The 12,778-nt window shown below is 39.3% G+C and carries 10 protein-coding genes and 4 tRNA genes; 7 read left to right on the plus strand and 7 right to left on the minus strand.

What is annotated here, in order from left to right:
- Positions 1 to 281: 281 nt before the first annotated feature.
- The 4 genes from MSG95_RS17215 to rnr all read right to left on the minus strand — a co-directional run bounded on the left by MSG95_RS17215 (position 282) and on the right by rnr (position 5,580).
- Positions 282 to 710, minus strand: a complete 429-nt coding sequence (locus MSG95_RS17215; protein ID WP_077165179.1) for a hypothetical protein — start codon at positions 708 to 710, stop codon at positions 282 to 284.
- A gap of 11 nt (positions 711 to 721) precedes the next feature.
- Positions 722 to 931 carry a YheV family putative zinc ribbon protein gene (locus tag MSG95_RS17220; RefSeq protein WP_002049754.1) on the minus strand — a complete coding sequence of 70 codons (210 nt, stop codon included), beginning with the start codon at positions 929 to 931 and terminating at the stop codon, positions 722 to 724.
- 40 nt (positions 932 to 971) lie between these two features.
- Complete coding sequence (locus MSG95_RS17225; RefSeq protein WP_077165180.1) at positions 972 to 3,026, minus strand: M3 family metallopeptidase; 2,055 nt, start codon at positions 3,024 to 3,026, stop codon at positions 972 to 974.
- A gap of 133 nt (positions 3,027 to 3,159) precedes the next feature.
- Positions 3,160 to 5,580: a ribonuclease R gene (gene rnr / locus MSG95_RS17230; protein ID WP_213033550.1), complete on the minus strand. Its 2,421-nt coding sequence runs from the start codon at positions 5,578 to 5,580 to the stop codon at positions 3,160 to 3,162.
- 260 nt (positions 5,581 to 5,840) lie between these two features.
- Here rnr and MSG95_RS17235 point away from each other — a divergent pair.
- From MSG95_RS17235 to MSG95_RS17250, 4 genes are all read left to right on the plus strand, one after another.
- Positions 5,841 to 5,931 (plus strand) — tRNA-Ser (locus MSG95_RS17235).
- 10 nt (positions 5,932 to 5,941) lie between these two features.
- Positions 5,942 to 6,018, plus strand: a tRNA-Arg gene (locus MSG95_RS17240).
- A 39-nt stretch (positions 6,019 to 6,057) separates the two neighbouring features.
- Positions 6,058 to 6,134: transfer RNA gene (locus MSG95_RS17245), tRNA-Arg, on the plus strand.
- 106 nt (positions 6,135 to 6,240) lie between these two features.
- The gene (locus MSG95_RS17250; RefSeq protein ID WP_077165182.1) at positions 6,241 to 6,834 is read left to right on the plus strand and encodes an HAD-IB family hydrolase; all 594 of its coding nucleotides are present in this window, start codon (positions 6,241 to 6,243) and stop codon (positions 6,832 to 6,834) included.
- Positions 6,835 to 6,902: 68 nt separating this feature from the next.
- Here MSG95_RS17250 and MSG95_RS17255 read toward each other — a convergent pair whose 3' ends face one another.
- On the minus strand, positions 6,903 to 8,954 hold the full coding sequence (locus tag MSG95_RS17255) for a hypothetical protein (RefSeq protein ID WP_324645148.1): 2,052 nt from the start codon (positions 8,952 to 8,954) through the stop codon (positions 6,903 to 6,905).
- Positions 8,955 to 9,546: 592 nt separating this feature from the next.
- Between MSG95_RS17255 and MSG95_RS17260 the strand changes: the two genes are divergently transcribed.
- Positions 9,547 to 9,623, plus strand: a tRNA-Arg gene (locus MSG95_RS17260).
- A gap of 113 nt (positions 9,624 to 9,736) precedes the next feature.
- Here MSG95_RS17260 and MSG95_RS17265 read toward each other — a convergent pair.
- Entirely contained in the window at positions 9,737 to 10,429 is a 693-nt protein-coding gene (locus tag MSG95_RS17265; RefSeq protein WP_151819367.1) for a nitroreductase family protein, read from the minus strand.
- 224 nt (positions 10,430 to 10,653) lie between these two features.
- Between MSG95_RS17265 and MSG95_RS17270 the strand changes: the two genes are divergently transcribed.
- Together MSG95_RS17270 and MSG95_RS17275 are read left to right on the plus strand one after the other, a co-directional pair.
- Positions 10,654 to 11,151 (plus strand): YcxB family protein, encoded by a 498-nt coding sequence (locus MSG95_RS17270; protein WP_004705413.1) that lies wholly within the window; start codon positions 10,654 to 10,656, stop codon positions 11,149 to 11,151.
- 41 nt (positions 11,152 to 11,192) lie between these two features.
- Complete coding sequence (locus tag MSG95_RS17275) at positions 11,193 to 11,834, plus strand: fumarylacetoacetate hydrolase family protein (RefSeq protein ID WP_019456549.1); 642 nt, start codon at positions 11,193 to 11,195, stop codon at positions 11,832 to 11,834.
- 75 nt (positions 11,835 to 11,909) lie between these two features.
- Here the strand turns inward: MSG95_RS17275 and MSG95_RS17280 are convergent, their stop codons facing one another.
- Positions 11,910 to 12,704 carry an AraC family transcriptional regulator gene (locus MSG95_RS17280; protein WP_151819368.1) on the minus strand — a complete coding sequence of 265 codons (795 nt, stop codon included), beginning with the start codon at positions 12,702 to 12,704 and terminating at the stop codon, positions 11,910 to 11,912.
- Positions 12,705 to 12,778 lie beyond the last annotated feature (74 nt).

Below are 12,778 nucleotides of genomic sequence, written 5' to 3' on the forward strand. Positions count from 1 at the left end.
AGTGCATAATCAATTGCTTGCTGTTTAAATTCAGCACTAAAACGTTTGGCCATTTCTTGGATCTCCAAAGTTAACGTTACGTTATCTTTAGAGGGAAGTACTGTCCATTATTTTGGCTAGGATCAGTACAAATAGTTTTAAATGTATAAACCTACTAAAAACACTCTCTAAGGGGGTGTTTTTTTTATGGTGAGTTTTTAAATAAGCCAGTTTCTAATTAGTAAAAAAGCTAGTTCAAGGTGAACTAGCTTTTTTACGTTATCTTTAGATTTAGGCAAAAGCTATTGTTGTTTAACCTGAGCTTCGAGCAGTTTTACTTGCTCTTCTTTTAGCTTAATAAGTTGATCGGCATCAGCATGTTGAGCTTTTAAAGTCGCTTCCTGATCTTGTAATTGATGGTTGATATCATTGAGCTTAGAAACTTCTTCTTTTGCTAAAGATTCTTGATCTGGAACAGGTTGTTTGAGTACATCTTCATTCACAAGCTGCTGAGAACTAGCAGTTTGCGGTTGAGCTACAGGTACGGAACTTGCAGGTGCTGTAGGTTTTTCAGGAGCAGGTGTCGATACAGGATGAAGATCGACTATCGGTGCTGGCGATTCAGTTTTTTTAAAAAACCATTGTGCTGCGAAAAAAAGCACTGCCAGAATGCTTAAGCCCCCAATTAAAATCCACAAGAGTTTTGAGTTTTGTTTTCTTTGTAGTGGCATCTCTAAGACCTTTAGTCAGAACGACGAGGCTTGAACTGTATTACTCCAACTTCATCAGGTATAGCTGGTGTTTCCGGTTCATCAACATGAGTCGGACGATTTTCGCTATAACCGCATTCAATACATTCAATCCATTCGTCTTCAGCGGTGGTTAGCATGACAATCCGATCTATGGCTTCACATTTTGGACATTTAGCCCCAGCAATGAAACGTTTTTTCATCTTTATCACCCTAACCACACGATCAATTTAGGCCCATAGTTTAAGCGGTTTTGTTGTCGTTCGTCCAACCTTGATGACGTAACAATGCATCAATTTTTGGTTCACGACCACGGAAATTGACAAATGCTTCAAGAGCAGTATCTTTCCCACCTACAGCTAAAATTGCTTGACGGAATTCTTTACCTGTTTGAGTGTTGAAAATACCTTCATGTTCAAAGCGGTCAAAAGCATCACTTGCTAAAACTTCTGCCCACTTGTAAGAGTAGTAACCCGCCGCATAGCCGCCTGCAAAAATATGGCTAAAGCTATGTTGGAAACGGTTGTAGTCGACAGTTGGTACTACTGCATATTGTTGGCGTATGTCATTTAATGTCTCTTGGATTTGCTCGCTATTCAACGCAGGAGTCTTGGTGTGAATAGTTAAGTCAAATAGTGCAAATTCAAGTTGACGTAAAGTTTGCATACCAGATTGGAAGAAACGTGCATTTAATAAAGCATCAAGTAATTCTTGAGGTAAGGTCTGTTTGCTCTCAATGTGCTCACTTAAAACATCAAGACTTTCTTTATCCCATGACCAGAATTCCATAAACTGACTTGGTAACTCGACTGCATCCCAAGCGACGCCGTGAGTACCTGCAACCGAGATATTATCTACTTCAGTTAACATATGGTGTAAGCCATGTCCAAACTCGTGGAACAAGGTAATAACTTCATCATGAGTCAGTAAAGCTGGCTGATTACCCACAGGTGGAGTGAAGTTACACACCATATAGCAAATTGGTTTTTGTAAACCATGAACAGTTTGCATACGTGAGCGGAAGCCACTCATCCATGCGCCGCCGCGTTTACCAGTGCGCGCATATAAATCAAAGAAGAACCCACCTACTACTTGACCTTGGTCTTCTAACTCAAAATAACGTGCATCTGGATGCCAAACAGGAGCTTCACGTTCAACGATATTAATGCCGTATAAGCGCTGTACAATCTGGAATAAACCCTGAATGACTTTCGGGGCAGGGAAGTAAGGCTTTAATGCTTCTTGAGACAAATTGAACTGTTGCTGTTTGAGTTTTTCAGAATAGTAGGTCGTATCCCAAGGTTTGAGCACGTCAATTCCATCTTGTTTGGCAATTGCTTGTAGCTCAGCAACTTCTTGAAGAGCAGGTGTACGGGCATGCTCAGCTAAGTCAGCTAAAAAGTCGTGAACTGTTTTGACATCAGGAGCCATTTTGCTAGCAAGAGAATATTCAGCGTAGTTATTGAAACCAAGTAGTTTTGCCATTTCTTGGCGGAGGCTCAAGATTTCTTCCATAATTTTGCTGTTATCAAATTCAGTTTGTTCAGACTGATCTGATGCACGAGTGACATAAGCTTTATATAGTTCTTCGCGTAATGCGCGATCATCTGCATAGGTCATGACCGCAAAATAAGCTGGAAAATCTAAAGTCGCTACTGCTTGGTCAAGCTCGCGCTGTTTGCCGTACTGCTTTAATAATTCAATATTACTTTCTGGAAGACCTTTTAACTGATCTTCTGTAAGTGGTTTAAAGTAGGCTTGTGTAGCATCAAGTACATGGTTCGAGAAATCAGAAGAAAGCTGCGAAAGACGTGCAGAAATTTCTGCATAGCGTTTTTTCTTTTCACCTTCTAGAGCAACGCCAGAAAGCTTGAAATCACGTAATGCGAGGCGGATGGCACTTTGTTGCGCGGCGCTAAGTGTTGTATAGCTCTGACCATCATGAATATGTTGGTAAGTCTGATATAGCGTCGTATGCTGACCTAGTTGAGTGTAATATTCACTTAAAGCGGGTAAGAGCGACTGATAGACTTCTCTGGTTTCAGCATTACTCATCACTGCATTTAAATGTGACAACACTCCCCATGATTCACTAAGGTTATTTTCAAGGGTATCAATTTGTTCAAGTACAGCAAGTTGCTGGTCTGTGTCAGAAGGTACAGCTGTAAGGGTGTTTAAGAACTCTTGTCCTGCTTGAATTGCTTGTTGAATATCTTTTTTTAAATTATCTAATGTAATTTGGTCAAAGCGGGGAGTAGGTAGAGTCGCTTGCTGTAAAGTCATTGCTAATAGCCACATTATTTTTTAAACATAGTATTAGATGTAGGTATTGTTAGGCAGGAAATCAAGCTTAAATTGAAAATAAACGTTCTAAAAATATTAAGCCCCCATGTTTGGGAGCTTAATAACAAAGAATAGAAACATCTATGAATTAGTCAGCCTTAGACTTGGCATTCGACTTTTTCTTTTTTGGTTTCGCTTTTTTCTTTACTTTTTCTGGCTTGGCCTCTGATTTCGTAGTGGTTTTTTTACCAGACTTTTTAGTATATGAACTTGGTTTACCTTTTTCCTTCTTTTTACGGACAGGTTTTTCACCATCATTTGAAGTGGTAGGTGGTTTACCAAAAACCTCTTCAGTTGCTTGGGTTGATATTCTGGTTGTACGTGGGGCACGACTGCGAACTACTCGTCCAGCATGGGTGACTTGCTGAATAAGTTGAAAATCGATCTTACGTTCTTCTAGATTTACACCAGCAACCTGAATCTTAACTTCATCACCTAAACCAAAGACCTGACCGCGATTTTGTCCAATAAGGTTTTGACTCGCTTGATCATAAATAAAGAAGTCATCGCCAAGCTGGCTAATATGAATCATGCCATCGACATATAAGTCTTTAAGGGTAATAAATAGGCCAAATTCAGTGACAGCACTTACTATACCAATGAATTCATCACCTAAGTGCTGTTGCATATAGTGGCACTTCAACCAAGTCGTTACGCTGCGAGATGCTTCATCTGCACGGCGTTCGGTTTGAGAGAAATGTTCACCAGCATCATCTAAAGCTGCACCCGAGAGTGGGGACGGCTTTTGTTTTAAATGAGCTTTAATTGCGCGATGTAATAATAAGTCTGGATAGCGACGAATTGGGGAGGTGAAATGCGTATAAGCTTCATAAGCTAAACCATAGTGACCTGCATTTTTTGCGCCATAGTAAGCTTGCATCATTGAGCGTAATAACACTGCATGAATGCTTGGTGCATCAATACGGTCTTTAGTTGCCTCAATAACTTTTTGATAATCTGCTTGAGTTGGTTGGTCAGGGAACGGTAAACCAAGAAGTTTTACAAAGTCTTTTACTTTCTGAATACGTGAGAACTCAGGCGCTTCGTGTACGCGATATAACATTGGAACATCATGTTCTAATGCATATTCAGCCGCAGCCACGTTAGCAAGCAACATGCATTCTTCAATAAGTTTGTGTGCTTCATTACGTGTGCGAGGCAAAATTTCTTTAATTCCACCTAGCTCATCAAAAGTCATATACGTTTCAATGGTTTCAAATTCCATTGCATGACGATCAGCACGTAAATTTTTCAAAATCTGATAAAGCTGGAAAAGCGTATTGAGCGATTTGTGAATATCACGATCTTTCGGAATTGCGTCAGTTGCACCGTCAAAATATTGCGCTACCTGCGTGTAGGTCAAACGTGCTTTTGAATGCATGACCGATGGATAAAACTCATAACCCGTTACACGACCAGTACGGGAGAGTTTCAGGTCACAAACCATACATAAGCGATCTACATGCGGGTTAAGTGAACATAATCCGTTTGATAATGCTTCTGGTAGCATTGGTAATACAAAATGAGGGAAGTAAACCGAAGTACCACGTTCTTCCGCTTCTTCATTAAGCGCTGAATCTAAGCGTACATAATGACTCACATCAGCAATTGCAACTACAACGCGATAACCCCCACCTGGACGTTTTTCTGCATACACGGCGTCATCGAAATCTCGTGCGTCTTCACCATCGATTGTGACGAGTGCTAAATCTCTTAAATCAACTCGACCTTCGCGGTCTTGTGCAGAAGGTTCTTTAAAACTTTCAGCTTCTTTTATAACTTCATCTGGAAATTCGTAAGGTAAGCCAAACTCAAGAATGGTCTGCGGGATAATAATTTCGGTATCCGCTTTATCTGCCATAGATTGAATAATATGTGCTGTTGCAAACTCTTCACGGGTTGGGTAGGTATCTAGAGCAATACGAAGCATGTCGCCAACATTTGCGTTGGCATGTGCAACTAATTCTTTTTCTAATGGAATCGGTTGGTGCTGATTTGGATTATTAGGTTGAATAAAGTATTCACCGTCGTGTATAGACAATTTACCAATTAACTGTTTTACACGGTGCTGTAGAACCTCGGTAATGAAACCCCACGGTTTACCTTTACGATCTACTGATGTCTGTCGAACTCGAACCCGATCACCATTAAAGACTAAGCGTAATTCACGTTCAGGAAGTAAAAGGTCATTTTGCCCGTCAATATGAGCTGTACCTAAACCTTTACTATTAATATAGACAGTCGCTTCATAAGTGGGTTGGTCTGCCACCAACTGAAACTTAAACCCGTCTTTCATGATTTGACCATCACGAACCATTGCACTTAAGCGATGACTAAGAGCTTCGATACTTTTCTGGTCTTGAATATGAAAATGGTCAACAAGTTCTGCATGGGATTGTGGTGTCTGCAATTGCTCCAATGTATCTAAAATAAGAGTACGGCTTGGAATCGGATTGTCATAACGTTCAGCTTCAGCTTTCGCTTCGGGGTCAGCCCAGTTTTTTGTCATGTCTTTTGGTTTCACGCTTGGCAGATAAGTTTAGCATAAGTCATGCAGACCCGAACTGCACGTTTAGGTTTGCAATAATGTGTATGCACTACTGTATTTTAATGAAGAAATAATATCTATCTTAACAAGCGTTTGATCGAAAAAGATGAAAATAATAAGGAAATTGCTTAAAAAATAATTCATTGAACTAAAAAACAAGAAAATTTCACTATGATGACTTGAACAATAGGGTTTTAGTTTGTATTATGGCGGCTCGTTCCGGTGAGGTGGATGAGTGGCTGAAATCACTTCCCTGCTAAGGAAGCATACCTATTACTGGTATCGAGGGTTCGAATCCCTCTCTCACCGCCATTTACTTAATGCGCTCATAGCTCAGCTGGATAGAGCACTTGGCTACGAACTAAGGGGTCGGGAGTTCGAATCTCTCTGAGCGCACCAAGTAAAATAGAACGAATCGCTGAAAGGCACACAAGTTACGCGCTCATAGCTCAGCTGGATAGAGCACTTGGCTACGAACTAAGGGGTCGGGAGTTCGAATCTCTCTGAGCGCACCAACTTGAAGAATTAACCGCTTTTATAGCGGTTTTTTTGTGTCTGCTATTTAGTAATTTTTAAAAATTTAAATTTATAACTTTTTAATTATATTAGAGATAATCATAAATGAATCTGGCTTTATTTGATTTTGACGGCACGATAACCCTTAACGATACTTTTAGTTTGTTCCTTAAATTTTCTTTGAGCAGGAAAACTCAAATACTTGGTGGTATTCGACTTGCACCTTATATTGCGGGCTATAAGTTTGGCTGGGTAACGGATAGAACTATACGGACCAAGCTCTGTCAGGTAGGATATGTTGGCTATAATGCCGATTCTCTGAAACATATAGGACAAGAGTTTGCTAACAAAGTAATTCCTACCTGTATTCGTGAAAATGCACTAGAACGTATTCTCTGGCATAAACAGCAAGGGGATCAGGTTGTTGTTGTATCTGCTTCGTTAGGGGTTTATTTAGAAAGTTGGTGTCAGTCATTAAACTTAGATGTTATTTGTAATCAACTTGAGATACATAATGGTGTCTTGACTGGTAATTTTATTAATGGTGATTGTGGTTATTTAGAAAAAGTAAATAGAATAAAAAATAAATATGATTTAACCAAATATTCTACTATTTATGCTTATGGTGATACTCCTAATGATTATCCGATGTTAGGGTTAGCGCATAAGAAATATTATAAATGGCAGGAAATGAATTAATATTAATTAATCTTTAAAAATATATACAAAAATAAAGCCACTATAAATAGTGGCTTTATTTAATTTTATTAAAGAGTGTGTGAAGAGCTATCTAAGAAATTATCAGTAAGTAATGATTGAGGAACTAAAGTATGAACCGTATTTGTTACGCTTGATACTGTAGAAGTTACTCCTCCTAAGTTACCTGTTAATCCACCTAATAGCCCAGAAATCACATCTGAGCTACCTGTGCCAGTTACACCACCAGTTAAGCTACCCACGATATCTGTTACGATGCCAATAGGATTGCTGCCAGCTGTACCGCCAGTTACGCCACCAATGATATCGGTAACTGTACCAAGTGGATTGCCACCACTTAAACCACCAAGAAGATCAGTAACTACACCGAGTGGATTATCGCCACCAACACCACCAGTTACGCCACCAATAGCGCCAGTCGCACCACCAAGAATGTCAGTTAAAATACCGGTAGCAGTTGTACCATTTGTAATGAGTGTGTTGACAATACCAGTTGCATGATCAGTTGCACCTTGGATATTACCGCCCACTAAATCAGATACAACCTCAAGCGCACCATTCACTGTATCGTGAGACGTTTCAAAAGTTAAAGTGCCAAGATGAGCAACATCGGTAACAGGGTGTTCCGTTTGAGGAAGCACACCAACTACAGTGTCTGCAACAGTATTAATTGCTGTATTAATAATACCAGTTTTTAAAGTTTCCACGCCCTGAAGAACATCGATACCACTTTGGACCACATCAATTACTGGAGAGATTGGAGATGTACCACCACCAATAATACCGCCAGTTACACCGCCAAGGATGTCAGTCACACCACCAAGAATGTCAGTAACAGTACCAAGTGGGTTGCCGCCAGTAACACCACCAGTCAAGCCGCCGATAGTACCAGTCACACCGCCAAGGATGTCAGTAACAGTACCAAGTGGATTGCCGCCAGTAACACCACCAGTCAAGCCGCCGATAGCGCCAGTCACACCGCCAAGAATGTCAGTAACAGTACCAAGCGGGTTGCCGCCAGTAACACCGCCAGTTAAACCACCGATAGTGCCAGTCACACCACCAAGAATGTCAGTTAAAATGCCTGTTGCAGTTGAACCGTTATTAACAAGTGTCCCAAGAATACCTGTTGCAGATTGAGTAGCTCCTTGAATGTTGCCACCTACTAAATTAGATACTGTTTCTAATGCGCCATTGACTGTATCGCGAGAGGTTTCGAAAGTTAGAGTGCCAAGATGAGCAATATCGGTAACAGGATGTTCCGTTTGAGGGAGTACGCCAACTACAGTGTCAGCAACAGTATTAATTGCTGTATTAATAATACCAGTTTTTAAGCTTTCAACGCCTTGAAGAATATCAATGCCGCCTTGAACCACATCAACTACTGGGGAAATAGGAGATGTGCCACCACCAATCAGGCCGCCGATAGTGCCAGTCACACCGCCAAGGATATCAGTTAGTGCACCGACTGGATTGCCACCAGTGACACCGCCAGTCAGGCCACCGATAGTGCCAGTCACACCGCCAAGGATATCAGTTAGTGCACCGACTGGATTGCCGCCAGTGACACCGCCAGTTAAACCACCAGTCAGGCCGCCGATAGTGCCAGTCACACCGCCAAGGATGTCAGTTACTACACCGACTGGATTGCCGCCAGTTAAACCACCAGTCAGACCGCCGATAGTGCCAGTTACACCGCCAAGGATGTCAGTTACTGCACCGACTGGATTGCCACCAGTCACGCCGCCAGTTAAACCACCAGTCAAGCCACCGATAGTGCCAGTCACACCGCCAAGGATGTCAGTTACTGCACCAACTGGATTGCCGCCAGTAGCGCCACCAGTTACACCACCAACAGCACCTGTTACGGTACCGACTACACCAGAAACTAAGCCTGTTGTGTGAGAAACGGTATTGGTTACAGTTGAAACAACATTAGAAAGTAAGCCTGATGTTGAAACATTTCCTGTAGCAATATTTATATCAGAAACGTTAACGTTAACAGAGGAACCTGTATTTACAATTGGGGTTGCCGATATAATATTACCCAAGTCTTGGGTAACTTTTGATATCGAAGTTACTAGATTTTTTAATAAGAACATAATGGTCTATTTCCTGTATATTTATGTATTTTTAAGTAAGTATTTATTTATTACGTTAGGCAATTATTGAGATATGCTTCTCAATAATTAAAAATTAGTATTGGGTACATCTCAAAAAGTGTCAATGCATATTTCTACTCAAATAATTTGATACTTATAATGTTTTGACAATTAGATATTCACTTTGATTTAGACATAAAAATAATAATTTTTTTTATAATATATGGTTTAAAGATCAATGTATTTTTTCCTCTTTTTTTGATTATTTTTTATAAATATTAAAGCTAAATAAACTCGCTAATAAAAATATTTATGGGCAGATAGAAATATTTTATTTATATAATCTTGACTAAAAAACTATACTTTTATTTTTATGCATTTGGCCAAAATGCCCAAATTGGGGTGTAGCCGTAAAGAACTTTAATTGAAAAAAAATATTTCAAACCGATTTCATAGCTAAGCAGACTACATTCCTGAGCGAGATCATACCTTTGTATTTTCTTATGGCTAAGAACTAGACGTTCGATGACAAAAAGATGAAAAATGTCTTTCTAAAATAGAAAAACTGCGTATAATGCCCTCCATCAAGTACGCGCTCATAGCTCAGCTGGATAGAGCACTTGGCTACGAACTAAGGGGTCGGGAGTTCGAATCTCTCTGAGCGCACCACTTGAAGAATTAACCGCTATTTATAGCAGTTTTTTTGTGCCTATTTTTTATAGTTTTATTAAAAAAGCTGGTGCTCATGGCAACCAGCTCTAAACGATAGTACAAAATATTGATTAGCCAAATGTTTTAAAGCGGCTTGAATCATCAATAAAGGCTTTTTCACCCGCGTTACCTTCAATAGAACCAAAAACTAACTGAGCTCTTAGTTTCCATTCAGCTGGGATATTGAAAGCAGTATTAATTTTCTCATCAATAATTGGGTTGTAGTGTTGCAATGAAGCACCAACACCTTGTTCAGCTAATACGTTCCAAACTGCAAATTGAGCGATTGCTGTTGAGTGCTCAGACCAGATTGGAAAATTATCAGCATAAGCTTCAAACTGTTCTTGTAAGCCTTTAACCACGTTCTGATCTTCATAAAACAAAACTGTGCCTGCACCAGCGGCAAAACTTTGAATTTTTTGTTCTGTTCCAGATACAGCTTCAGCTGGGATAATACTTTTTAAAACTTCTAGAACAGTATCCCAGAATTTTTGATGTGATTGCCCAAATAAAATAACAGCGCGAGATGATTGAGAGTTAAATGCAGAAGGACTATGTCTGATTGCTTCTTGAATTAATTTTTCAATTTCGTCGTTGGTTTGGCTTAAGTTATTTCCAATTGCATAAATAGAGCGGCGGTTCTTAATGAGTTCTAAGAAAGAAACTGGATGTGAAGGCTCTAGTTCTTGAGTGGCTTTAACAGCCACATCTTCTTGAGTTGCCGATTTTTGATTTAAGCCAAATAGTTTTGCAAAGAAAGACATGACGAATTCCACTAAAAGAGACAATAGAAGCATTCTATAAATTTAAGAATATGAAATAAGCCTTATAAATATGAATCTATGTTCTATATATGAAACGAGTAAGCCGCTTGCACAACTGAAAGTCTTATAAGTTGAGCAAAAATAAAAAATCACTTTTGATTCATTTTAAAGCGTAGATGAATATGCTCTAATAGTTTCGATTTATTCAATATTGACACATTGTGATGACCGAGCAAAAAAGCGCTTTATCTTTACGTTATTATTTAAATTTAGAAGAGTCTCAAGACGGGTTTGGCTTGGTGACGTTCGGAAAGAAGCAATTCAGCCGTTTTTTAACCCCTGTTATTAGTGTTGCAATCATTATTTGGGGGCTTTATTTAGGTTTCTCAGGTGTTGGTCGTTACTATGTTGCTTTAGGTGTTTTTTTCCTAATTATGCAAGGTTTAATGCGCTATTGGCTTTTACCAATGATGTTTAAACGTCAGTTTGTACGTTATCAATTTGGTAAGAGTGAGCAGGGAATCGATTTATATCAGGATTATTTTGAACTTTATGCTGCGGGTCGTAAACAAGTTGTACAGTATGGTGACGTACAAACTTTTGCCATAGGTAAATTGACTTATATGCTTGAGCTAAAAAATAAGACGGTCATTATTGTACCTAAACGTGCTTTTGCTCAAGCTTCAGATCAAACCGTATTTGAAAATACATTTAAGAAATAAGTTATTGGAATTATTAGCCGCAACAATATAAAGGAAGCCTCATGAATACACGTCCTTCAAAAATCGTTTGCGTGGGCAGAAGTTATGCCGATCATGTAAAAGAGCTGAACAATGCAATGCCGGGACGACCAGTATTGTTTATCAAACCGCCAAGTAGTTTGATTGGTTTAGATGAAGGTATTTCGTGGAATCCATCTTGGGGTAGTTGCCATTTCGAATGCGAATTTGTTTTACGTATTGATAAGCCACTAAAAGGCGAAACTGATCCGCAAAAAGTATTGCAAGCTATTGGCGCGGTAACTTTAGGGTTAGATTTAACTTTGCGTGATATGCAAAATGAATTGAAGGATAAAGGCCAGCCTTGGGAAAGAGCAAAAGCATTTGATGGTTCGTGTGTACTTGCGGATTGGGTCGATGTGAGTGAAATTACCAATTGGGAAGAGACTAAGTTTACTTTCCATATAAATGATGAATTACGTCAAGATGGTAATACAGCCTTGCTTATGTTTAACATTGCTTACTTATTGGTTGATATAAATCAGGTGTTTTCACTTGAACCGGGCGACGTCATTATGACAGGTACGCCAGCAGGTGTAGGGCCATTGAATGCTGGCGATCAGTTAAAAATGACTTTGAAAGGTGCTACTCAAGATTTTGTTTGGGAAACTTTTGTTAAAGCATAATTTGATTTAGGACATTAAGTTTTGAACCCTATTATTGAACTGATAATAGGGTTTTTTATTGCACTCGACATTAAGTTATTGGTAGAGCTTTCGGAACTGGTCTGGGGTAAATCCCATCCAGCGTTTAAACATATAAATAAATGCTGATGCACTGGCATAACCTAAATCAAAAGCGATGCTTTCAATTGTTTTCCCTTGATTGAGCATAGTCATCGCTTTCATAACTTTTAATCTTTGTCTCCATTCATGTAAAGACATGCCTAACTCTTTTTGACTGTAACGAGCCAAAGTCCTTTCAGTCATATTTATCCGTTCAGCGAGTTCTTGCAAAGTACTGTTATCGGAAGGGTTATGGTATAAATCATTTAAAACTTTTGCTAAGGCTGGATGATGTGTTGTTGGTAAATAACTACCGACCAATTCAGCTTCTATGAGTTGATCTAAGAGAACCTGAAGTAGACGTAAATATTCAACTTGAGTTTCATCCTGATGATATTGCCTTAAGTGGTCTAACAACGCAGGTACAAGCGGTGAAGTTAATAATATTCCTGCTTTCTGCGGTAACTTTTGGCACAGACTTTCATGAATATATAAGGTTGCATGGGTCACCTCATTGCGATTAATTCCGCTATGTTTGGTATAAGGTGGTAGCCAAATCCCATATGGTGGCGGTGTTAAATAGTTGATTTGATCAATATTAACTTCAAGTACACCACTAAAAGCATAAATAAATTCACCCCATGCATGTGCATGTTGAGGATAAACCGTTTCTGCTGGCGCATTTCGCACACGAAACCAGAGTAAATCAGGAATTGAGTTATGAGCGGGAATTTCTAGAAAATCTTGCACACGTTGAGCTGATTTTTTCATCTATGAAAATTGCCTGAAAATGCAAATAGCTTGTCTGTTTTTCACTATATCATGCAAATACGACAGTTCTATAG

The sequence above is a fragment of the Acinetobacter sp. IK23 genome (genome assembly GCF_035615275.1).
Lineage (GTDB): Bacteria > Pseudomonadota > Gammaproteobacteria > Pseudomonadales > Moraxellaceae > Acinetobacter > Acinetobacter seifertii.